21 protein-coding genes, 1 tRNA gene and 1 pseudogene are annotated in these 20,655 nt (G+C 66.1%); 6 read left to right on the top strand and 17 right to left on the bottom strand.

Annotated features, from left to right (window positions below):
• Positions 1 to 10 precede the first annotated feature (10 nt).
• The 10 genes from bioB to OC184_RS00070 all read right to left on the bottom strand — a co-directional run bounded on the left by bioB (position 11) and on the right by OC184_RS00070 (position 7,925).
• Complete coding sequence (gene bioB, locus OC184_RS00115; protein ID WP_265505330.1) at positions 11 to 1,039, bottom strand: biotin synthase BioB; 1,029 nt, start codon at positions 1,037 to 1,039, stop codon at positions 11 to 13.
• A 93-nt stretch (positions 1,040 to 1,132) separates the two neighbouring features.
• Positions 1,133 to 1,504, bottom strand: coding sequence for a hypothetical protein (locus tag OC184_RS00110; RefSeq protein ID WP_265505101.1), 372 nt, complete (start codon positions 1,502 to 1,504; stop codon positions 1,133 to 1,135).
• A complete protein-coding gene (flhB, locus tag OC184_RS00105) occupies positions 1,498 to 2,559 on the bottom strand; it encodes a flagellar type III secretion system protein FlhB (RefSeq protein WP_265505099.1) in 1,062 nt (353 codons plus the stop codon). Before flhB ends, OC184_RS00110 begins: the two co-directional genes overlap by 7 nt.
• A gap of 9 nt (positions 2,560 to 2,568) precedes the next feature.
• Positions 2,569 to 3,324, bottom strand: a complete 756-nt coding sequence (locus tag OC184_RS00100) for a flagellar biosynthetic protein FliR (protein WP_265505098.1) — start codon at positions 3,322 to 3,324, stop codon at positions 2,569 to 2,571.
• Positions 3,324 to 5,417, bottom strand: a complete 2,094-nt coding sequence (locus OC184_RS00095; protein WP_265505096.1) for a flagellar biosynthesis protein FlhA — start codon at positions 5,415 to 5,417, stop codon at positions 3,324 to 3,326. The genes OC184_RS00100 and OC184_RS00095 overlap by 1 nt, the downstream gene beginning before the upstream one ends.
• The gene (locus OC184_RS00090; protein WP_265505095.1) at positions 5,414 to 5,692 is read right to left on the bottom strand and encodes a hypothetical protein; all 279 of its coding nucleotides are present in this window, start codon (positions 5,690 to 5,692) and stop codon (positions 5,414 to 5,416) included. Before OC184_RS00090 ends, OC184_RS00095 begins: the two co-directional genes overlap by 4 nt.
• Positions 5,689 to 6,555 (bottom strand): flagellar motor stator protein MotA, encoded by an 867-nt coding sequence (gene motA / locus OC184_RS00085; protein WP_265505094.1) that lies wholly within the window; start codon positions 6,553 to 6,555, stop codon positions 5,689 to 5,691. The genes OC184_RS00090 and motA overlap by 4 nt, the downstream gene beginning before the upstream one ends.
• Before the next feature lie 11 nt (positions 6,556 to 6,566).
• The gene (locus tag OC184_RS00080) at positions 6,567 to 7,112 is read right to left on the bottom strand and encodes a MotE family protein (RefSeq protein WP_265505093.1); all 546 of its coding nucleotides are present in this window, start codon (positions 7,110 to 7,112) and stop codon (positions 6,567 to 6,569) included.
• Positions 7,105 to 7,452 carry a hypothetical protein gene (locus OC184_RS00075; RefSeq protein ID WP_265505092.1) on the bottom strand — a complete coding sequence of 116 codons (348 nt, stop codon included), beginning with the start codon at positions 7,450 to 7,452 and terminating at the stop codon, positions 7,105 to 7,107. Before OC184_RS00075 ends, OC184_RS00080 begins: the two co-directional genes overlap by 8 nt.
• On the bottom strand, positions 7,449 to 7,925 hold the full coding sequence (locus tag OC184_RS00070; protein ID WP_265505091.1) for a flagellar basal body-associated FliL family protein: 477 nt from the start codon (positions 7,923 to 7,925) through the stop codon (positions 7,449 to 7,451). The genes OC184_RS00075 and OC184_RS00070 overlap by 4 nt, the downstream gene beginning before the upstream one ends.
• Before the next feature lie 119 nt (positions 7,926 to 8,044).
• Here OC184_RS00070 and fliF point away from each other — a divergent pair, with 119 nt between their 5' ends.
• Genes fliF through fliP form a run of 4 tightly spaced genes read left to right on the top strand, consistent with a single transcriptional unit; the run spans position 8,045 to position 11,140 of the window.
• Positions 8,045 to 9,625, top strand: coding sequence for a flagellar basal-body MS-ring/collar protein FliF (gene fliF, locus OC184_RS00065; RefSeq protein WP_265505090.1), 1,581 nt, complete (start codon positions 8,045 to 8,047; stop codon positions 9,623 to 9,625).
• Between the two features lie 8 nt (positions 9,626 to 9,633).
• The gene (locus OC184_RS00060) at positions 9,634 to 10,197 is read left to right on the top strand and encodes a hypothetical protein (RefSeq protein ID WP_265505088.1); all 564 of its coding nucleotides are present in this window, start codon (positions 9,634 to 9,636) and stop codon (positions 10,195 to 10,197) included.
• Entirely contained in the window at positions 10,185 to 10,442 is a 258-nt protein-coding gene (locus OC184_RS00055) for a FliM/FliN family flagellar motor C-terminal domain-containing protein (RefSeq protein WP_265505087.1), read from the top strand. The genes OC184_RS00060 and OC184_RS00055 overlap by 13 nt, the downstream gene beginning before the upstream one ends.
• On the top strand, positions 10,439 to 11,140 hold the full coding sequence (gene fliP, locus OC184_RS00050) for a flagellar type III secretion system pore protein FliP (protein ID WP_265505086.1): 702 nt from the start codon (positions 10,439 to 10,441) through the stop codon (positions 11,138 to 11,140). Before OC184_RS00055 ends, fliP begins: the two co-directional genes overlap by 4 nt.
• Positions 11,141 to 11,195: 55 nt before the next feature.
• On the opposite strand, the gene dxs is transcribed toward fliP, so the two are convergent.
• The 6 genes from dxs to dapF all read right to left on the bottom strand — a co-directional run bounded on the left by dxs (position 11,196) and on the right by dapF (position 17,345).
• Entirely contained in the window at positions 11,196 to 13,115 is a 1,920-nt protein-coding gene (dxs, locus tag OC184_RS00045) for a 1-deoxy-D-xylulose-5-phosphate synthase (protein ID WP_265505085.1), read from the bottom strand.
• A gap of 25 nt (positions 13,116 to 13,140) precedes the next feature.
• Positions 13,141 to 14,004: a polyprenyl synthetase family protein gene (locus tag OC184_RS00040; protein WP_265505084.1), complete on the bottom strand. Its 864-nt coding sequence runs from the start codon at positions 14,002 to 14,004 to the stop codon at positions 13,141 to 13,143.
• A complete protein-coding gene (locus tag OC184_RS00035; protein ID WP_265505083.1) occupies positions 14,004 to 14,240 on the bottom strand; it encodes an exodeoxyribonuclease VII small subunit in 237 nt (78 codons plus the stop codon). The genes OC184_RS00040 and OC184_RS00035 overlap by 1 nt, the downstream gene beginning before the upstream one ends.
• Complete coding sequence (locus OC184_RS00030) at positions 14,237 to 15,139, bottom strand: histone deacetylase family protein (RefSeq protein ID WP_265505082.1); 903 nt, start codon at positions 15,137 to 15,139, stop codon at positions 14,237 to 14,239. Before OC184_RS00030 ends, OC184_RS00035 begins: the two co-directional genes overlap by 4 nt.
• A gap of 128 nt (positions 15,140 to 15,267) precedes the next feature.
• Complete coding sequence (mtaB, locus tag OC184_RS00025) at positions 15,268 to 16,521, bottom strand: tRNA (N(6)-L-threonylcarbamoyladenosine(37)-C(2))-methylthiotransferase MtaB (protein ID WP_265505081.1); 1,254 nt, start codon at positions 16,519 to 16,521, stop codon at positions 15,268 to 15,270.
• Positions 16,518 to 17,345: a diaminopimelate epimerase gene (gene dapF / locus OC184_RS00020; protein WP_265505080.1), complete on the bottom strand. Its 828-nt coding sequence runs from the start codon at positions 17,343 to 17,345 to the stop codon at positions 16,518 to 16,520. Before dapF ends, mtaB begins: the two co-directional genes overlap by 4 nt.
• Positions 17,346 to 17,440: 95 nt before the next feature.
• Between dapF and OC184_RS00015 the strand changes: the two genes are divergently transcribed.
• A tRNA-Lys gene (locus OC184_RS00015) sits at positions 17,441 to 17,516 on the top strand.
• Positions 17,517 to 17,609: 93 nt separating this feature from the next.
• Positions 17,610 to 19,025: a hypothetical protein gene (locus OC184_RS00010; RefSeq protein ID WP_265505079.1), complete on the top strand. Its 1,416-nt coding sequence runs from the start codon at positions 17,610 to 17,612 to the stop codon at positions 19,023 to 19,025.
• Between the two features lie 474 nt (positions 19,026 to 19,499).
• Here OC184_RS00010 and OC184_RS00005 read toward each other — a convergent pair.
• A pseudogene (locus OC184_RS00005) lies at positions 19,500 to 20,537 on the bottom strand (IS256 family transposase); the annotation flags it as partial.
• Between the last annotated feature and the right edge of the window lie 118 nt (positions 20,538 to 20,655).

The raw sequence follows: 20,655 nt of genomic DNA, 5'->3' as shown, positions 1-20,655 counted from the left end.
GTCGCCTGCGTCAGCGCAGGACCGGAATGGCCGGATCGGCGGCCAGCAGAGCGGCGCGCCGGACCTCGTCAGCCTCGGGGTGATGCTCGTGCGCGACCATCGGCTGCAGGCCCAGCTTCGAGAAGAGGCGCATGTCGCTTTCTTCCTCGGGGTTGTCCTTGGTCAGAAGCGTATCACCCACGAAGATCGAGTTCGCACCCGCGAAGAAGCACATGGCCTGCATCTCGTCCGACATGGCGGTGCGGCCTGCCGACAGGCGGACATGGCTCTGCGGCATCATGATCCGGGCGGTCGCGATCGTGCGGACAAAGTCGATGGGGTCGATCGGAGCCGCATCCGCAAGCGGCGTGCCGGCGACGGGGATCAGCATGTTGATCGGCACGCTGTCCGGTGGGGAGGGCAGGTTCGCCAGCGTCACCAGCATGTCCACGCGGTCCTGCGCGCCCTCGCCCAGGCCCAGGATCCCGCCGGAGCAGACCTTGATGCCGGCCTGGCGCACGTTTTCCAGCGTGTCGATGCGGTCGGCAAAGCTGCGGGTCGTGATGACCTTGGCATAATGCGCCTCGGACGTGTCGATGTTGTGGTTGTAGTAGTCCAGCCCCGCCTCGGCCAGCTGGCGCGACTGGTCGGCGTCCAGCATGCCAAGCGTCATGCAGGTCTCCATGCCCAATGCCTTGACCCCCTCGATCATGGCGACGATCTGCGGCATGTCGCGCGGCTTGGGGCTGCGCCAGGCGGCGCCCATGCAATAGCGGGTGGCTCCGGCATCGCGGGCACGGCGAGCCTCGGCCAGGACGCGCTGGACCTCCATCAGCTTTGACGCCGAGAGGCCCGAATCATGGCGCGCCGATTGGCTGCAATAGCTGCAATCCTCGGGGCAGCCGCCGGTCTTGATCGACAGAAGGCGGCTCAGCTGGATGCGGTTCGGATCGAAATGCTGCCGGTGGACGGTCTGGGCCTGGAACAGCAGGTCCATCAGAGGCTGGTCGAACAGCGCCCGCGCCTCGGCCGCCGTCCAGATCTTGCGGCTGTGGGGCATGTCGGCCCCCGGTGTGTCGTGCAGCATGGCTCCCCCTCGCATGTTGAACCGTGACTAGCATCACGGCGGGGGCCTGTCCAACGGCGCCGAAAATCAGTACCGCTCTTTCCGCCGGCGCTGACGTTCGGCGTCCCCCAACCCAAGCAGCACCTCGGCGCGCCCGAACTCTCGGGCGGCGATCTGACGGGCGGCCTCGAAGCGGGGTTCCAGCCGCTGCACCTCATGGTCGGCATGTCGCAGCTCTCGCGCGGCCCGGCCGGCTTGGGCGTTGGCGATCCGCGCCTCTGGCAGGGTCAGTGGCGCCGTGCTGTCATAGCTTTGCGCCAGCGACACCTGCAGCGCGTCGACCCGCTGCCGGGCTGCTGTCATATGAGCGTTCAAGGCCGCGAAATGCTTCAGCTGACGTTCCGCCCGCAGCCTTGCAATCCGTTCCAGCTGAGCCAGCTGCGCCAGCTTGTCTACCATCCTGCCCTCGCCTTCTGGCGCATCTTTTCGGCGAAGCGTATCGCTGCTGCGACCGCCGCGAAATGGTCCCTTTGGATTTCCTCGCCGATCTTGACCTGGGCGTGGATGGCCCGTGCGCAGGGCGGATCGGACCAGATCGGCACGCCGGCCTCAGTCGCCTTGGCGCGGATGCGTGCGGCCACGTCATCCGTGCCCTTGCCCACGCAGACCGGCGCGCGGCCCGACCCGCGCTTCCACTGCAGCGCGACCGCGTAGTGTGTCGGGTTCACGATCACCACATCGGCGCCCGCCACGTCCGCCAGCATCTGCTTCATGGCGATGTCAACGGCGCGCTGCCGTCGTGCTGCCTTCAGATGCGGATCGCCTTCCGAATCCTTGTATTCGTCCTGCATCTCCTTCCGGCTCATCCGGTTCTTGCGGCGGTGGTCAAACCACTTCCACAGGATGTCGGGAATCGTGAAGATTACGGACACGACCAGGCCCAGCAGCAGGACCTGGCCCATGATCGCGCCCAGCGCCGCGACCCACTGCCCCTCGGCCATCGAGGACGCCACGATCCGGTCCAGCAGCGAGCGGAACAGGAACCACCCGCCGGCGCAGACCAGCGCGGTCTTTCCCAGCGAGATCGCGAAGGTCACCATGCCGTTCGACCCGAACTTCTGTCCGGCGTTCTTGATCGGGTTGATGCGGTTGATGTCCGGCGCAAGCTTCTGGGGCGAAAAGATCAGCCCGCGCGTCGCAAGCAGGCCCACAAGGATGACCGCCACCAGCAGCATCGCCAGACCCACGGTCGCCCCGGCCGCATGCACCCACAGCGCCTGCGCCAGGGCCGCCGTGCCTTCGGGATCCCACCCCTCGGCACCCAAGGCGCGCGACGCCATCGAGATCCACTGCCGGACCGCGACCCCGGCGGCCACCGTGAAGGCCAGAAACGCGCCCAGATACATCATCGCCGCGTTCAGTTCGGTCGAGCGGGGGATGTCGCCTTTCTCTCTCGCCCGCTGAAGCTTCTGCTCGGAGGCCTCGAATTGCTTGTCGTCGCTATCCTCGCTCATCCATGCACCTCAGGGGATCTGCGGCAGCATGAAATCAAGGACCGCATCGGCCCAGATGCCGACCAGCAGGGGCGCCAGGACGGCCAGCGTGGCAAGTGCCAGCAGGATCGACGCCGGCGCACCGATGAAGATGACCGGCAGCGCAGGCATCACCCGGTTCACGACGCCGGACAGGGCCTGGAACAGGAAGCCGCCAAGAGTAAAGGGCGCGGCCAGCATCATCGCCAGCCAGAAGCTGTCCGAGACGACGCGCACGATGGCCATTGCCAGCCCCTCGACCGCCGGCAGATCGCCCGGCGGCCACAGGTTCAGGCTGTCGGCCATCAACTGGACCAGCATGATCGGCAGCCCCAGCGCCATCAGCACGGCGATGCCGCCGAGGTGCAGCAGGTTGCCGATCGGATGGGGGGCCATCTCGTTCTGGACGCCCATGATCTGCGACAGCGAGGCGGTCGCCGCGATCGCCGTGGTCGCGATGTCGATGGAGATCGCCAGCAGCCGCAGAAACGACCCGGTCGCAAAGCCCAGCAGCGCCTGAAGTCCGACTTGGGCCAGAACGCCCACCGGCTGCGCCGGCAGCGCCTGGGGCGGCACCGTGCCTGCCAAAAGCGGCGTGACGGCCAGGGCGACCGCCACCTTGACGCGGCCGTTCAGGACCCGCTCTCCCAGCCCCGGCAGGATCAGGACGCAGGCCTGGATCCGCACATAGACAAGCACCAGCGACCAATCCAGTCCCGGAACGACCGACTGAAGCTGGTCCCACATCATGCGGCCTCGATGGTCCCCAGAAGCCTCAGCTCGGCCGAGGGATCGACCTCCTCAAGCCCCAGGACCGGAAGTGCCACGCCGTTGGCGCCAAGGACCGCGCGGATCATGCGGCGGCGATGATCCGGCGCCACGACGACGGTGCGGGCCACCGGCTCGGCCACGGACAGCGCCTTTTTGACCGCGTCCAGCAACCGCTTGGACATGGCTGGCGTCATCGCCCCGCCCCCGGCGCGGCCGGTTTCCGCATCGGCGCGGACGAACTCGGCCTCCCATGCGGGGTGCAATTGCAGGGCGGCGATGCGGCCGGCCTCGTCGGCATATTGCTGCGTGATCTGGCCGCGCAGGCGCTTCCTGACCAGTTCGTAGATCGTCTCGGGCTGCTCGACCGCGCGGAACTCGCAGATGGCATCGACGATCAGCGGCAGGTTGCGGATCGAGATCCGCTCCTCGAGCAGCGCGCGCAGGATCGCCAGCAGGGTTTCGGGCGTCACCTTGTCGGGGATCATGCTGTCGAAATACTTGCGATAGCGTTCGGCCCGCCCAGTGTCCGAAAGGGTCTTCAACTCCTCGATCTGGCGCTGCATGGCACCCAGGGTCAAAAGCGCCGGCAGATTTGCCTTCACCACCTCCATCAGATGGGTGGACAGCACCTCCATCGGCGTGACGATCGTGGCGCCAAGCGTGGCCGCATCCTCCTGCTCGGCCGGATGGATCCAGCGCGCCGGACTGGCATAGACTGGTTCGCGGACCAAGATGCCGCGCAATTCGGAGAGGACGGATTCGGGGCCCAGCGCCAGCACCTCGGACGGGCGCAGCGTGCCGCGACCCCGGACGACGCCCTGGATGCGGATCTGATAATCCCCCGGCGGCAGGTCGTCGGTATCCGTAATCCGGACATCGGGCAGGATCATCCCGAAGCTGCGCGCGATATGGATGCGCAGGTTCGATATCCGGCTGCCAAGCCCGCGCGCCTGGTCCAGCGCAGTGACGATCAGGTCCGACCCGATCTCGACCGCGATGTCGTCGGTGTCCAGCACGTCGCCGATTCGGGCCGCAGGCCGAGTTGCCGCCTCGTCGACGGGCAGTCCGGCAGGGTCTTCGACCTGGGGACGGTTGGCGATGCGCCAGGCCAGCACACCCATGGCCGCTGCAATGGACAGGAACAGCAGCCGAGGCATTCCCGGCACAAAAGAGATCACGACCATCGCGACGGCGACCATCACGGCAGGCTGCCAATTGCGGGTGAACTCTCGCGACAGAAGGTCGGCGGTCGTGTCCGTGGCGCCGCCGCGCGACAGCAGCAGCGCCGCCGCCATTGAGGTGATCAGGGCCGGGATCTGGCTGACAAGACCGTCGCCGATGGTCAGGTGCGAATAGGTGGCCGCAGCCTCGCCCAGCGGCATGCCGTGGACGATGATGCCCACCGCCAGACCGATGCACAGGTTGATCAGCGTGATGACGATGCCCGCCACCGCGTCGCCCTTGACGAATTTCGAGGCCCCGTCTAGCGACCCGAAGAAGCTGATCTCTCGCTGCTCGGCGATGCGGCGGCGCTTGGCTTCCTGGTGGTCGATCGCGCCCGCGTTCAGGTCGCCGTCGATCGCCAGTTGCTTGCCCGGCAGCGAATCGAGCGCGAAACGTGCCGCCACCTCGGCCATCCGGCCGGAGCCCTTGGTGATGACCATGAAGTTCACGACCGAAATCACCGCGAACACGGTGATGCCCACCAGGATAGAACCCCCGGCGACGAAATCAGCGAAACCATTGATGACTTGGCCCGCCGCCTCTTTTCCGTTCTGACCCTCGGTCAGGATCAGCCGGGTCGAGGACACGTTCAACGACAGCCGGATCACCAGGCTGACCAGCAGCAGCACCGGAAAGGCCTGGAAGTCGGTCGGCTTCTCGACCAGCGACGCCATCACCAGAACCAGCGTCGCCGTCGCGATCGAGATGGCGATGCCCAGGTCCAGGACACTTGCCGGCAGCGGGATGACCAGAGAGATCACCACCAGCACCAGTCCGCCGGTCACCAGCAGCGGTGCATCCAGGAACTTGGCGGGCGTGCGGGATGCGGCGGCGATGGGGGTCATTCACGTGGCTCCGTTCTGGTGGCCGCAGGTCGCAGGATGTCATCGATGCCCCAGGGACGTTCTGTCATGAGGCCGAGCCGCCGCAGATAGGCAATGGCACGGATGCGATCAGCCGTGTCCATCTGCAACAGCATGACACGGTAATCGCGTGGCAGTCCCTGCCCGGCCAGAAGCCAGCCCGACGCGGTTTCCGTGAACTGGTCGAAGTCGACCTGCGCGACGGTCCCCGCGTTCAGCGCGCCGACCAGGAACAGGAGGCCGATGCCGGTCATCATGCGGCCTTCTTCAGCTCTCGCAGCGCACCCTCCAGTGCGTCGAAGCTGGGGCGGACATGTTCGGGCACCGCCTGTCGGCCGACCTCGACGCACAGGGTCGTTGCGTGCTGGTGCAGCCCGGCGATCAGCACCGATTTGACGACATCATAGAACCCTAGGTCCTGCTTCACAACGCCGCCAAGCCGGTTTGCCAAGGGGGCCACGAAACCATAGGACAGGAACACGCCCAGAAAGGTGCCGACCAGCGCGCCGCCGATCATCTTACCCAGCACCGCGGGCGGCTGGTCGATTGAGGCCATCGTCTTGATCACGCCCAGGACGGCGGCGACGATGCCCAGTGCCGGAAGGGCATCCGCCATGTTCTGAAGCGCGTGGGGAACATGCATCTCCTCCTCCCGCAGGACCGCGATGCGGCGGGACAGCATGTCCTCGACCTGGTAGGGATCGTCATAGTTCAGGCTGGCCGACCGCAGGGTGTCCGCGATCAGCGAGACGATGTTGTGGTCCGCGGCCAGCTTCGGATAGGCGCCAAAGATTGGTGACTCGCCCGGTGCCTCGATATGCTGTTCCAGCGCAACCGGGTTCTCTCGTGCGATCTTGAGCAGCTGGAACATCAGGCACAGCACGTCCTGGTGATCCTGCGCCGTCCATTTCGGCCCCTTGAACGCCCGGATCAGCCCGCTGACCGTGTGCTTGAGGACGTGGCTGTCGTTGCCCAGCAGATACGCCCCGACGGCCGCACCCATGATCATCATCATCTCGAAAGGCAGCGAGTGCATGATGACGCCCATCTTGCCGCCGGCAAGGATATAGCCGCCGAACACCATCGCGAGCGTCAGGAATATTCCAATGAAACCGAACATCGGGTCTGTCCTTATGGGGTGCGGACGCTGCGCGCGCCCATCTGGGCCGTCAGCAGCGCGGCCTGTCGGGGTTCGACGGCCGCGATGATGCGGGCGCCGGTTTCCGGGCGGACCCTCATCAGGATCTCGGCGGCGAAATCGGCGGGAAGATTGGTCAGGACGGCCGCGGCCTCGGCCGGCTTCATCTGGTCATAGACGGCGATCAGACGGTCGATGTCCGTGCGCACCGCCTCGGTGTCGCCAGCCCTGACGGCGCCAAGCTTGTCCTTCTGCGCCCGCAACTCCTTCAGACGCTCGCTCAGGGTCGCCTCGGCGGTCGCAAGCTCTGCCTTGCGGGCGTCGATGTCCTGCATGTAGCGTTCGATCCGCAGGGCGCGGTCGCGAAGCTCCTCCGCCAGGGCGACCGCTTCGGGAACGTCGCGGCACCCCTCCAGCAGATCCTCGGGCGCGGCCGCGACGGCGGCGAAAGAACTGGCGATGTCCTGGCCTTTCCACAGCAATGCGGCGGCGGGAAGGGCGAACATTAGCGTCAGGACCGGCAGCAGGGGTTTAGACATCGGTCAGCCCCGCGCGCTTGCGCAGCCGCCGGCCGGACGCCTGCGGCGCCTCGGCCGCGGCGGCACCGATGCGCTGGCGCAGGTCCCAGATGGCACGCTCGCGGCGCGCGGTCTCGATTTCCTCGCCCAGGGACTGGCTGGCGGCCGTCGCTTCGTCGCGGGCCTGCCGGATGGCGCGTTCAAGCCGGTCGACCTCGGCCGCCATGATCGCAATCGCGCCGCCGAGACCGCTTTCCAGGTCGTTCAGCTTGCGCAACCGGCGCCCCAGCATCAGGCAAAAGCCGCCCAAGCCCACGCAGGCGACCAGCAGCAGGGCCTGCATCAGATGTTCCACCGTCATTTGAAACGAAACTCCGTGATCAGTAGGTCCTTGACCGGTTCCTCGCCCAGGACATAACGCGTCCGGGTCACCAGCTCGGCCCGGATCACCTCGAGCACGCCGCGCTTGTCATAGGCCGCCGGATCGACGCCCGAGAGGAAGGTCGTGAAGGCGTCGGAAACGCGCGGCATCAGGTGCGTGACCGCGGCCTTGTGGGCGCTGTCGGTCTCGATCGTGGCCGACAGGACCATGCTGCGGGCGCGGCCGCCGGGAATGACGATCTCGACCTTCGGCACGTCGATGAAGACGACCGCATGATGCTCGGCCGAAGCTTCTTTCGCGGGCGAGCCGGTCAGCATCCCGGCAGGCGACCAGATCCCCAGGTAGGTCGAGCCGAAGGCCGCCCCGCCCAGCACCAGCGTCGCCGCCAGCGTGATAAGCAAGCCCTTCTTTCCAGGCGCCTTTTCGGCTGGCGCTGCCGCAGCGTCGGTCATCGTGATTCTCCGTCCTGACAAGACGGAAATATCAGGATGCGACTAACCAATTCTTAACATGGGACATGTCATTTCGGGGCCAGACGACCACGACGCGCCGATTCGAAAAGGGGACCGTTTTGCAAAAACTGCAGGACTACTGGAATGAGCGAAGCTCTCAACAGCGCCTGATCCTGGGGGCGGCCTTCCTGGGCACCTTCCTGGTGATCGCCGGGTTCGGCTGGATGGCCAGCCGCCCCAGCATGACCCTGATCTATGGCGGCCTCGACGCGGCCCAGGCAGGCGAGGTGATCGCCGGGATCGAGCGCGCGGGCATCCCCTACGAGGTTCGGGGAGATTCGATCTATGTCGATGCGGATCAGCGCGACCGTCTGCGCATGGACCTTGCCGCGCAGGGGCTGCCTGCTGCCAGCAGCACTGGATACGAGCTGCTGGACGGGATGTCGGGCTTTGGCACGACGTCGCAGATGTTCGACGCCGCCTATTGGCGCGCGAAGGAGGGTGAACTGGCACGCACCATCCTGGCCCTGCCGAACGTGCAGACGGCCCGCGTGCACCTGGCGGTCGAGAACGGGCGCGGTTACCGCCGCGACCAGAACGGCAGCGCTTCGGTCACCCTGACCACCAACGGCGAGCCGATCTCTCGCGAACAGGCATCGTCGCTGCGGTTCCTGATTTCGTCGGGCGTACCCGGAATGCAACCCGAACGCGTGACGGTGATTGATTCGCAGCGGGGTATCGTTGCCGCGTCAGAGGACCGGACGGGCGCCGACCGCGCCGCCGAGATGAAGCGCAACGTCGAGCGGATCCTGGAGCCGCATGTCGGCATCGGCAACGCCATCGTGGAGTTGAACCTGGACGTCGCCACCGAGACCGAACTGCTGACCGAGCAGCGCTTCGATCCTGAACAGCGGGCGCTGATCTCGACCGTGACCGAAGAGACCACGGACGAGAGCAATTCGACCGGCACGGGGGCCGTCACGGCCGCGTCGAACCTTCCCGACGCCGAGGAGCAGCCGGGCGACACCAGCCAGAGCGCGCGGTCGGAAAACCGCAGCCAGTCCAACTACGAGGTCAGCCGCCTGACGCGCGAAGTCCAGCGCCAACCCGGAGAGACGCGCCGCCTGACCGTCGCTGTCCTGGTCAACGGCACGCCGCAGGTCGATGCCGAGGGTCAGACGGTGCTGATGCCCCGCCCCGAGGCCGAGCTCGAGACGCTGCGCGAGTTGGTGGCGTCGGCGGTCGGCTTCGACCAGACCAGGGGCGACCTTATCACCGTCAAGTCGCTGCCCTTCGCCACGCTTGGCGAAAGCGGCACCCTGGCCAAGCCCGACCTGCTGGACCGGCTGGCCTTGAACGACCTGCTGCGCATCGCGCTGATCGGCCTGTTCGCCCTGGCTGCGATCTTCGCGGTGCTGCGCCCGGTCCTGCGCGCCCGGGCCGCCCCGCAGACCCCGATGCTGGACAACAGCCTGCCGCCCATGCCGCCCATGATGGGCGGGCTGACCGGCACCATCGCTGACGACGAACCCTCGCCCGACAACCCGCGGATCGTCCCGATCGAGTTTCCCGGCCTGGATATGCCGGCGCTGACCAATGCCGATCCTGTCGCGCGGCTGAAGGAGATGATGAAGGAACGCCGTGACGAAAGCGTGAAGATCCTCTCGGGCTGGATCGACAACAAGGAGAGCGCAAATTGAGCTTGGCCATGTTCAAACTCGAATCCTTCTCGAACGCGCTGACGGATCGCGGCGCCGTCGTCACCTTCACGCAGGAAGATCTGGACCAGGCCTATGCCGATGGGCGCGCCGACGGGCGCGCTCAGGCCGAGGACGCAGACCTGCGGTCCCTGGGGGCGGGGCTGGAGAGGCTGGCAACAAGCCTTGCGGCCGATGAAAGCCGACGCCAGCAGCTGCGCCAGGAGGCGGTCGATGCGCTTTATCCCCTGCTGACGCAGATCGTCGATCTGCTTGCACCGCCGTCATCCTCCCGCCGGCTCGAAGAGACCTTGCGGGCCGAGCTGATGCGTCTTGCACAGCGCAGCCAGCCTGTGACCGCGCGCATCGCCTGCTCGGATCGGCTGCGCGCGCTGGTGGACCGCTGCCTGGGCGATGCCGGCCTGACCGGCATCGAGATCGAACCTGCCGCCAGCGACCGGATCGTCGTGACGCTGCAGGGCGGGCGGATCGAAATCACTCCCGAAACTATCGCGCAGGACATCCGCGCCCTTCTTGAAGAAATCGACGAGGACCAGACCCCATGGACGCACTAAAGCACCTGATCGACACCGACAACATCCAGGTTGAGGTTACCATCCGGCTTGGCCGCACCCGCCAGACGGTGGCCCAACTGTCTGCACTGCGGCCCGACGACGTCCTCGTTCTCGACCAGGCCATCGAGGACGGGGTCGAGATCTGCATCGGCGACAAGGTCATCGCGCGCGGCGAACTGACCGGCGACGGCACGACCGAGGACCGCCTCTGCGTCCGCGTCGTCGGCACCACGGGCGCGGCGTGATCCGCATCGCGATCCTGCTGGCCGGCGCGCTGTTGCCGGCCGCGGCCCAGGCACAGGACCTGGGTAACGTCCTGGGCGACGGGTTGGGCGAGAACGCGGTCTTGCTGGTCGTGGGACTAACGGCGCTGTCACTGGCGCCCGGCATCGCGATCATGGTGACGGCGTTTCCGTTCATCGTGACGGTCCTGTCGATCCTGAGGCAGGCGATCGGCCTGCAGCAGTCGCCGCCGAACATGCTGATCGTCAGCCTGTCGATCTTCCTGACCTGGTTCATCATGGACCCCGTCTTCCGCGAGGCCTGGCAGGTCGCCGCCGTTCCGCTGCAGCAGGGCCAGATCGGCATCGCCGAAGCGTTCGAGCGCGGCATCGTCCCCTTCCAGGGCTTCATGGCGGCACGAACCGACCCGGACACGCTGGCCGCCCTGGCCGAGGTCGCTCCCGGCGCCGGCGCAGCCGACCGTCTGTCGGTCCTGATCCCGTCCTTCATGCTGTCCGAGATACAGCGCGCCTTCGAGATCGGGTTCCTGGTCGCCCTGCCCTTCCTGATCATCGACCTGGTCGTGTCGGCCGTCCTGATGTCGATGGGGATGATGATGCTGCCGCCGGTCGTCGTGTCGCTTCCCTTCAAGCTGGCCTTCTTCGTCGTCGTCGACGGCTGGGGCATGATCGCCAACGCGCTCGTGCGCAGCTATGGCTGACTGGCACCAGCGAAGATCGAAAGCGCCTTGATGGTCGCCAGCCAGCCGCCGGTACTCAGGTGCCGCGGCGGCTTTCCAGCTGCTCGACGCCGAGGACCGACAGGACCTTGTCCTCGATATGCTGGGCGTTCAGCGCCGAGGTGTCATACATGGCACGCGGCGCATCGTGATCGACGAAGGCATCGGGCAGGACCATCGACCGGAAACGCAGGCCATGGTCGAAAACCCCCTCCTCGGCCAGAAGCTGCGCGACATGGCTGCCAAAGCCGCCGACTGCGCCCTCCTCAATGGTGATCAGCGCGTCGTGGTCGCTGGCAAGCTTCAGGACAAGGTCCCTGTCCAGCGGCTTGGCAAATCGTGCATCGGCCACGGTGGGCGTGATGCCCCGCGCCATCAGCGCCTCGCGCGCGGTCATCACCTCGGACAGGCGGGTTCCGAAGGACAGGATCGCGACGCCCTTGCCCTCGGCGATCATGCGGCCCTTGCCGATGGGCAGAACCTGGCCGCGTTCCGGCATCTCGACGCCGGTGCCTTCGCCCCGCGGAAAACGGAAGGCGATGGGACCGCTGTCATGGGCGGCAGCCGTGGCGACCATGTGGACCAGCTCCGCCTCGTCGGCGGCGGCCATGACCACGAAGCCGGGCAGGTTCGCGAGGAAGGCGATGTCGTAGGCGCCGGAATGGGTCGGACCGTCCTGCCCCACCAGTCCGGCACGGTCGATGGCGAAGCGGACCGGCAGCCCCTGCACCGCCACGTCATGGACGACCTGGTCGTATCCGCGCTGCAGGAAGGTCGAGTAGATCGCGCAGAAGGGTTTCATTCCCCCGGCCGCCAGCCCGGCCGAGAAGGTCACCGCGTGCTGTTCGGCGATCCCTACGTCAAAACAGCGACGCGGGAAGCGTTGGGCGAACTGCTTCAGGCCGGTGCCGTCCGGCATGGCCGCGGTGATGCCCAGGATGCGGTCGTCGCGCGACGCCTCGTCGATCAGCGCCTTGGCGAAGACGCTGGTATAGCTGGGCGCGTTCGACTTGGCCTTGGCCTGCACGCCGGTCACGACGTCGAACTTGCCGGTCGCATGCCCGCGGTCGGCGGCGCTTTCGGCGGGACCATAGCCCTTGCCCTTCCGGGTTACCACGTGGATCAGCACCGGCCCGTCGGCGCGCGCGCGCACGGTGCGCAGCAGGGGTAGCAACTGTTCCATGTCATGCCCGTCGACGGGGCCGATGTAGGAAAAGCCCAGCTCTTCGAAAAGGGTGCCGCCGATGGCCATGCCCTTCAGCATTTCCTTGGCGCGGCGGGCGCCCTCCTGCAGGGCGTCGGGCAGCATGCCGACGGCGCCCTTGGCCACGGCCTTCAGCTCCTGGAACGGGCCGCCCGCGTAAAGGCGGGTCAGATAGGACGACATCGCACCGACCGGAGGAGCGATCGACATCTCGTTGTCGTTCAGGATCACGAACAGGCGCCGCCCCTCGTGGCCGGCGTTGTTCAGCGCCTCGTAAGCCATGCCCGCGCTCATGGCGCCGTCGCCGATGACGGCCACGGCATCGCCCGGATCGCCGCCGAGGTCGCGCGCCGTCGCGAATCCCAGCGCCGCCGAGATCGAGGTCGAGCTGTGGCCCGCCCCGAACGGGTCAAAGGGGCTCTCGGCGCGCTTGGTGAACCCGGCCAGCCCGCCGCCCATCCGCAATGTGCGGATGCGATCGCGCCGCCCGGTCAGGATCTTGTGAGGATAGCACTGGTGGCCCACGTCCCAGATGATCTTGTCGCGCGGCGTGTCGAAGACCGCGTGCAGCGCGACCGTCAGTTCGACCACACCCAGGCCGGCCCCCAGATGGCCGCCGGTCACGCTGACTGCGCTGATCGTCTCGGCCCGCAATTCGTCGGCCAGCCGGCCGAGGTCGAAGTCGCTGAGCGCCTTGAGGTCGGAGGGCAGGGACACGCGGTCCAGCAGCGGAGTCTTGGGTCTGTCGGTCATGGCTGGCCCTCCTTCGGGCGGGCGTTCAGGTGTCGCGCTCGATAACGAAGCGCGCAAGGTCGTGCAAGTTCCGGGCCGCGCCACCATAATCGGCCAGCGCGGCTTCGCTGACGGCGACAAGGCGGCGCGCCTCGGCTTGCGCACCGGACAGGCCCAGCAAAGACACGAAGGTGGCCTTGCGGGCGTCGGCGTCCTTGCCTACGCGCTTGCCCGTCACAGCCTCGTCCCCGGTCACGTCCAGGATATCGTCGGCGATCTGGAAGGCCAGCCCAAGCGCCTCGGCATAGCGGTCCAGCGCGGCGGGATCATCGCCGGCGATCAACGGCCCCGCGGTCGCGGCGAAACGGATCAGGGCGCCGGTCTTGCCGCCCTGCAGCATCTTGATCGCGTCCAGGTCCGGGGGCGCTCCGGCCGTTTCGGCCGCGATGTCCAGCGCCTGGCCCCAGACCATTCCCCTGGCCCCGGCCGCGCGCGCCATGGCGCCGACCAGCCGCAGTCGGGCGTCAGACGGTCCGATCCGGTCATCCGCCAGCAGCTGGAAGGCCAGCGTCTGCAACGCATCGCCCGCCAGGATCGCGGTGGCTTCCGACCAGCGCACATGCACCGTGGGCAGGCCGCGGCGCAGGTCGTCGTCATCCATCGCCGGCAGGTCGTCGTGAACAAGGCTGTAGGCGTGCAGCGCCTCGATCGCGGCGGCGACCGGAAGCGCCGCCGCATCGGCAACACCGTGCAGCCGCGCCGACTCCATCACCAGGAACGCCCGCAGCCGCTTGCCGCCTTGCACGGCATAGCGCATTGCATCTGCCAGTTCACCCGCCGGCAGGGCATCGATGACGCGATCCAGTTCGGCCTGCACGTCGGCCCGGACCCGGGCCAGGCTTTCCTCCATCACAGGCCCTCGGCCGGCTCGGTTCCCGTCGGTTGGCCATTGGCGGCCAAGGTGATCTTCTCGACCCGCTCCTCGGCCTCGCGCAGGCGCGCCTCGCAATGCGCGCGCAACGCCGCGCCGCGTTCATACAGCTTGATCGATTCCTCCAGCGTCGCCTCGCCGGTTTCTAGCTTGCCGACCGTGGCCTCCAGCTCGCGCATGGCCTCCTCGAACGAGAGGGTTTTGATATCGCTCATTCAGCGGCCTCCATCAGAACTTCGACATGGGCCCGCACCGAGCGTCCCAGAGCCGCCAGATCATAGCCACCTTCCAGGCAGGATACCACCGGGGCCCCGCAGTCGGTCGACATGTCGCAGATGGCGCGGGTGATGGCCGCGAAATCGTCCTCGTCCCATTCCAGCTGCGCCAGCGGGTCGGCGGCATGCGCGTCAAACCCCGCGGACAGGATCACCAGCTGCGGCCGGTGCGCCAGCGCACGAGCCAGGATGTCGTCCCAGACTTGACGGGCCAGCCGGCCATCAGATCCGGGCGGCAGCGGCACGTTCATGACCTGACCATGCGCGCCGGTTTCCGACGCCGCCCCGCTACCCGGATAAAGCGGCATCTGGTGGCTGGACGCAAAGAACGCCCGCCCCTCGTCCCACAGCAGGTCCTGCGTCCCGTTGCCGTGATGGACGTCGAAATCCAGCACCGCCACCCGCTCCAAACCGTGATGTTCCAGCGCCCGCATGGTTGCGATGGCCACCGTGCCCAACAGGCAGAATCCCATTGCGGTCTCCCGCTCGGCGTGATGCCCCGGCGGTCGCATGGCGACGAAGGCCCGCTGCGCCTGGCCCGACAGGACGGCATCGACCGCCGCGCAGGCCCCACCCACGGCCCGCATCGCGGAGTCGAAGCTGCCCGGCGACTGATAGGTGTCGGCATCCAGCATTCGGGTGCCCCCCGCCCGGAGCCCGTGAAGATAGCTGGCCGGATGGCATCGCAGAACGTCGGCGTCATCGGCCAGCGGAGCCTCGCGCCGGTCCAGCGCCAGATCCTCCAGCGCGGCCATGACGGCGCCATAGCGCGCCACCTGTTCGGGATGCCCTTCGGGCGTCACATGCCCGGTCGCGCTGCCATGCGTCCACAAGATCACGGTCCACCTCCTCCATTGACGTGGAGGCTAGGACGCTCGCGCGGCCTGGACAACCCGGGTCATCTTCTTTGCCGCGATACTCCGGGGGAGTCGGAAGGACGAGGCAGCGCCCCCTGCCCGGCCCCGGCTCAGGCCACCAGCCGCCGCCCGTCGTGACCACCGATGCGCAGGTCGATCAGCGCACCCTCGGGCTGGTCGTGGTCGAAGGCCACCTCGGTGAACTGCGCGGTCCGGCCGATCCGCGGCCCCTCGGTCAGCACGCGGTGCACCTGCCCGACCTGCGCGTCCAGATGCACCCGCAGCGCCACATCGCCGGCCGCACGCAGCCGCGCCGCCCGATCGCGGATCACCGCCCCCTTGACCGCCGGCATGCGTGCCGCAGGCGTGCCCTTGCGCGCGGAATAGGGAAACACGTGCAGGAAGGTCAGCCCGCAGTCGCCGACCAGCTTCACGCTATTTTCAAACATCGCCTCGGTTTCGGTCGGGAAACCCGCGATGATGTCGGCCCCGAACACCATGTCGGGACGAAGGCGCCGCGCCTCCTCGCAGAAGGCGATCGCGTCGTCGCGCAGATGGCGGCGCTTCATCCGCTTGAGGATCATGTCATCGCCCGCCTGCAGCGACAGGTGCAGATGCGGCATCAGGCGCGGTTCGGTCGCGATGGCCAGCATCAGGTTCTCGTCCGCCTCAATCGAATCTATCGAGCTGATGCGCAGCCGCGGCAGGTCCGGCACCAGGCGCAGGATGCGCATCACCAAGTCGCCAAGGCGCGGGGTGCCGGGCAGGTCGGCGCCCCAACTGGTCAGGTCGACGCCGGTCAGGACGACCTCGTTGAAGCCCCGCCCGACCAGGCGCTTGATCTGTTCGACCACCACACCCGCGGGCACGCTGCGGGAATTGCCGCGCCCGAAGGGGATGATGCAGAAGGTGCAGCGGTGGTCGCAGCCATTCTGGACCTGGACATAGGCCCGGTGGCGGCCGAAACCGTCGATCAGGTGACCCGCCGTTTCGGTCACCGACATGATGTCGTCGACGACGACCTTCTCCGTGTCGCCGATCAGGTCAGGGGCGCGCAGGGATGCCCAGGTGGCAGGCTGCATCTTCTCGTGATTGCCGATGACCTTGGTGACCTCGGGCATGGCGGCGAAGGTCTCGGGCTCGGTCTGGGCGGCGCAGCCGGTGACGATCACCGGCGCACCCGGGTTTTCGCGCGCCAGCCGCCGAATCTCTTGCCGGGCCTTGCGCACGGCCTCGGCCGTCACTGCGCAGGTGTTGACGACGACGGCACCCGACAGGCCCGCGGCCTTGGCCATCTCTCGCATGGCCTCGGATTCGTAGGCGTTCAGCCGGCAGCCGAGGGTCGAGAAGACCGGCGCGCTCATGCCAGCCACTCGGGGTCGAGGCTGCCGCGGAAGACCAGCGCCGTCGGACCTTCCATCCAGACGCCGTCGTCGCGCCAGTCGATCAGCAGCCGCCCGCCCGGTACGTTCACCGTCACGCGCCGCCCCGTCAGGCCGCGCCGCGCCGCCGCCACGACCGCTGCACAGGAACAGGACCCCGACGCCAGCGTCGGCCCCGTTCCCCGTTCCCAGATGCGCAGCAGGATCTCGCCCCGCGACAAGACCTGCACGATCTCGACATTCGTCCGCTGGGGATAGAGCGGATGATGCTCCATCGCGGGGCCGAAGCGGTCCAGTTCGACCGCCGCCGCGTCGGCCACGAAGAACGTGACATGCGGATTGCCCATGCCGGTGGCGACCGGATCGCCGTCGATGGGCAGGTGATCGACATCGACCTCGCCCGCCAACGGGATGCCCTGCCAGTCCAGCACCGGCGGCCCCATGTTCACTCGGGTCAGGCCACCACCCGCATCCTCGGCCAGCAGCAGCCCGTGATCGGTGCGTAGCCGCAGCCTGTCACGGCCGGTCTGATCCATCAGCAGACGCGCGATGCAGCGCGTCGCGTTCCCGCAGGCCGCGCTGAGCGAGCCATCGGCGTTCCAGAAGACAAGCCGCGCGTCCGCGTCATCCGCATCCTCGATCCCCGCAAGTTGGTCAAAGCCGATCCCGCGATGCCGGTCGGCGATGCGTGCGACAAGGCCGGCTGCCGGACGGGCCACCCCTCCGCGCAGGTCCAGTATCACGAAATCGTTGCCAAGGCCGTGCATCTTCAGGAACGGCAGGCCTGCTGGGAAATCCTGTGTCATGGCGGGCGATATAGGCCCGCGGGAACGATTCCGCCAGAGAGTTCATTTTTTGCCTTGACCTCGCCGGCCACCCCCCCTAGGTAGCGCCTCGTGATGGGCCCATAGCTCAGTTGGTAGAGCAACTGACTTTTAATCAGTGGGTCACAGGTTCGAATCCTGTTGGGCTCACCACTGAAGCAATTGTCGCTGGTCGTTCAGCTTGAGCACTTTGCATTCGTCTGGTGGCAGGCGGTTTCCATCAGGTCATGTTCGCAGCACCGGATCATGCTTTTCGACCTGCCCGCACCTGCTGATATTCGGCATAAGTATGACTCCGCAGGCGGAGTGGCAGATCATCGTGTCAGTATCTTTTCGGCAGCAGAAGCAGTCTTGCCCGCTCCAGCGAGCCCCTACGAGATTTACATGGCCAGCCGCATCTGCGGCGGATCAGGCCAAAGGGCAGGCTGGCTTGATGACATCGGCGTCGCTACTGTGAGCAACTTGTGCTTTGCGCTGGGATTGACCCTTTCGCACAAAAGCCGCTCGCGTGCGGGAATGCTTACTCAGGTTGAGCTTATGACCGCTAGTGAACTGGGGTTTCTTGCGCTCCGTGAGGGTCCAGACGGTCTACACGCAGCCATGCGTGAGGCCCAGGACGGCCCCTCGGGCGGTGGCATGGGCTTCATGCACGACTTCATGCCCTTTCACCGCTACCTGACACGCATGGATCTCGCAGACGGCTCAGAGCGGGTGAGGGATGCAGTCCGATGCTATATCATCGCGAATTATCCGACCGGCACCGGTGAAGCGGTGCTGGGTCTACAGACAACGCAGCGCGCATTACACTCACCGCTCTCTGCCTCGACGACAGCAAATGTTTCCCGTGCACGCTTGTGCTCGGCACTGAGAGCAATTCGCCAAACAGGGGCGTTTCCACACTTACCGCGTCCGACAAAGCAACTTTGGATTCCTTGTGGCGAGTGGGATCCGTGGCTGAAAACCTACGGCGAGACGGTCATCTTCAAGGAGGCGGCACCGCGCATCGGTGCAAGTCCCGCAACCTTGCAGAAGGTCGTTGATGCTGGCTGGCTGAAGCCATTCGTCGACTTCCCCAAGCAAGTGCCGAGGTTTCATCCTTCGGACCTGGAGCAGTTTGTAGACCGGATGATCGGCAGCGCACTCCAGGTTGATTCTCTCGATGAGACCATGGTTCCCATCGATCGAGCACCTCTCATCTTCAAGGTACAACTCGTCGATCTTCTTCGACTGATCTGGGAGAAGCGGTTGAGGAAGGTCCATAGCCAGGCTGGCTGCTTTGGCCTGCGCTCGATCATCCTTGATCTGGAGGAGGTGCGTGATTTTTACGAGCGACCGGATATCGAGGGATGGTCTATCGATGACGCCAGACATTTCCTTCACGTGTGCAGCAGCACCATGACGTTGCTCATACGGGAGCGCATGATAAATTTCATCCGTCTCCCGCACCATCGAACGCGCCAGCTCAAGCGGTACATCATCCCTGAAGCGATGGCTGACTTTCTTTCTCGATACGAGACGCTTGGCCGCCTTGCCCACTTCGAGCACGTTCAAGCTAAAAGTGTTCAAGCTCGGCTCAATCGACTCCAGATTGATGCCCTGCCGCTTCCGAGTCCACACAGCAAGATCTATCGCCGACCAGATCTCGCGCCTTACTTAGGCTGACATCACACACTTCGCAGGATGGACCGGCTTCGGCCGGTCTTTTTCTTTGTTGCTCATGTGCCAAGTTTTGATGACCATAGTGCGCACCTTAGTGACCAAGTTCAGCAGAGGCCTGTTCCTTTTCAATGCATTAGATTCGTGCAGTGCTCATTATTCGTGACCAACGACACTTCATTGTCGCTGGTCATTCAGCTTGAGCACTTCGGTCAAGTTGTTGGGCACTTTGGCCGCGAACCTTTTGCACTTTTTCGCGCGGCCTACAGCAGAGGGTGTGATGTAGCACGGTATAGTGGTGCATCGCCCCGTTTCTGATACCGGCTCACAGTTGACGCGAAGCTTTCTGTCGACTCCATCGTGAACATCTTGGGTCCCGCCCATCTGTTTCGCCGATGGGAGGCCAATCAGCTTACGATGCTGTCCCAGCTGATGGTGTAGCTGGCGATGGGCCTCGCGCTCTGTCGAGGGCCGAGCTGATCAGTCTCGCTGCGCAGCAGGCAGGCTGACCATGACATCATCGCAGACAGGCGCGAGCGTTTCCAGCGTCATGTAACGGCCGCGCTGGACGGTCCATTCCTCAGTCTGCTCCATCAGGATCGCCCCCACCAGTCTCCGGATCGAGGCCTCGTTGGGGAGCGAGGGCATGACTGCCATCGGTCCGAAGGAATGCCCGAGCGCCGACGACGTCCGTGCGTTGCTTGATCTCGCCGTTCAGGCGCTCAATCGGGTTCGTGCTGTGTAATTTCGCGCGGTGCTGGGCGGGCAAGGTCATGTAAGCCAGCACGTCCTCCTCCGCCGTATCCATGAGGATGGCCAGCTTCGGTAGCTTGGGCCGCATCTGGTCCGCCACCAGCCGCCACTGAGCCTTTGCCGTAGCGTGATCCGGCTGACCAAAGGCCGTGGCGATGAAGGCCGAGACTGCCCTGCGGCTGCTCTTGCCAGCATGGGCCAAGGCATTGCGCTGGAAATGAACCCGGCAGCGCTGCCAGGTGGTGGACAGCACCCGCGCCGTGGCCGCCGTGATGCCTTCCTGCGCATCGCTGATCACCAGCTTCACGCCGGAGAGCCCACGGCGCACAAGATCGCGTAGGAACTCGGTCCAGAACGGCTCGGCCTCGGAGGCCCCGATCGCCATGCCCAACACTTCGCGCCGGCCGTCGGTGTTCACGCCCACCGCGATCGTCACGGCGACAGAGACGATCCGCCCACCTTGGCGCACCTTGAGGTAAGTCGCGTCGATCCAGAGACGCGCCATCGTGGCGCCATCGGTTCAAGCCCGATGGCGCGTGCCATTCACCCTCGATCGGGCGGGTGAGGAAAGCATCAACCAGATCGTCCCTCGCCATTGTCCTCGAACCAATGGCGGACAATGGCTCGATCCTCGCAAAGCCGGCTGACCTGGCTCTTCGAGATGCCGCGTTCGTCGGGAAAGACGTCCACTGGACGTCTTCCTGATCCTCCTCACCCCATGGCCTGCACGAGGTCATCCAGCGACCGCGTCGACACGCCATAGACCTGTCGCGGTTTGGTGCCGCTCCTTTGACCACGTAATGTGCAGCAGAGGAGATGAACCATGGGCACAGTCAGGACGGATGAATTTCGCAAGGATGCAGTGCGGATTGCGCTGACCAGC

The sequence above is a fragment of the Paracoccus rhizosphaerae genome (genome assembly GCF_026162645.1).
In the GTDB taxonomy this organism is placed as follows: domain Bacteria; phylum Pseudomonadota; class Alphaproteobacteria; order Rhodobacterales; family Rhodobacteraceae; genus Paracoccus; species Paracoccus rhizosphaerae.
Note: the sequence above shows the minus strand (reverse complement) of the source record. Positions and strands in the feature narration are given on the sequence as shown.

What these genes read in the sequence shown, in the direction of transcription:
- bioB (WP_265505330.1), bottom strand. Translation starts at nt 1,039, where the DNA reads ATGCCCCACAGCCGCAAGATCTGGACGGCGGCCGAGGCGCGGGCGCTG.
- OC184_RS00110 (WP_265505101.1), bottom strand. Translation starts at nt 1,504, where the DNA reads ATGGTAGACAAGCTGGCGCAGCTGGCTCAGCTGGAACGGATTGCAAGG.
- flhB (WP_265505099.1), bottom strand. Translation starts at nt 2,559, where the DNA reads ATGAGCGAGGATAGCGACGACAAGCAATTCGAGGCCTCCGAGCAGAAG.
- OC184_RS00100 (WP_265505098.1), bottom strand. Translation starts at nt 3,324, where the DNA reads ATGTGGGACCAGCTTCAGTCGGTCGTTCCGGGACTGGATTGGTCGCTG.
- OC184_RS00095 (WP_265505096.1), bottom strand. Translation starts at nt 5,417, where the DNA reads ATGACCCCCATCGCCGCCGCATCCCGCACGCCCGCCAAGTTCCTGGAT.
- OC184_RS00090 (WP_265505095.1), bottom strand. Translation starts at nt 5,692, where the DNA reads ATGATGACCGGCATCGGCCTCCTGTTCCTGGTCGGCGCGCTGAACGCG.
- motA (WP_265505094.1), bottom strand. Translation starts at nt 6,555, where the DNA reads ATGTTCGGTTTCATTGGAATATTCCTGACGCTCGCGATGGTGTTCGGC.
- OC184_RS00080 (WP_265505093.1), bottom strand. Translation starts at nt 7,112, where the DNA reads ATGTCTAAACCCCTGCTGCCGGTCCTGACGCTAATGTTCGCCCTTCCC.
- OC184_RS00075 (WP_265505092.1), bottom strand. Translation starts at nt 7,452, where the DNA reads ATGACGGTGGAACATCTGATGCAGGCCCTGCTGCTGGTCGCCTGCGTG.
- OC184_RS00070 (WP_265505091.1), bottom strand. Translation starts at nt 7,925, where the DNA reads ATGACCGACGCTGCGGCAGCGCCAGCCGAAAAGGCGCCTGGAAAGAAG.
- OC184_RS00060 (WP_265505088.1), top strand. Translation starts at nt 9,634, where the DNA reads ATGTTCAAACTCGAATCCTTCTCGAACGCGCTGACGGATCGCGGCGCC.
- OC184_RS00055 (WP_265505087.1), top strand. Translation starts at nt 10,185, where the DNA reads ATGGACGCACTAAAGCACCTGATCGACACCGACAACATCCAGGTTGAG.
- dxs (WP_265505085.1), bottom strand. Translation starts at nt 13,115, where the DNA reads ATGACCGACAGACCCAAGACTCCGCTGCTGGACCGCGTGTCCCTGCCC.
- OC184_RS00040 (WP_265505084.1), bottom strand. Translation starts at nt 14,004, where the DNA reads ATGGAGGAAAGCCTGGCCCGGGTCCGGGCCGACGTGCAGGCCGAACTG.
- OC184_RS00035 (WP_265505083.1), bottom strand. Translation starts at nt 14,240, where the DNA reads ATGAGCGATATCAAAACCCTCTCGTTCGAGGAGGCCATGCGCGAGCTG.
- mtaB (WP_265505081.1), bottom strand. Translation starts at nt 16,521, where the DNA reads ATGAGCGCGCCGGTCTTCTCGACCCTCGGCTGCCGGCTGAACGCCTAC.
- dapF (WP_265505080.1), bottom strand. Translation starts at nt 17,345, where the DNA reads ATGACACAGGATTTCCCAGCAGGCCTGCCGTTCCTGAAGATGCACGGC.
- OC184_RS00010 (WP_265505079.1), top strand. Translation starts at nt 17,610, where the DNA reads ATGCTTTTCGACCTGCCCGCACCTGCTGATATTCGGCATAAGTATGAC.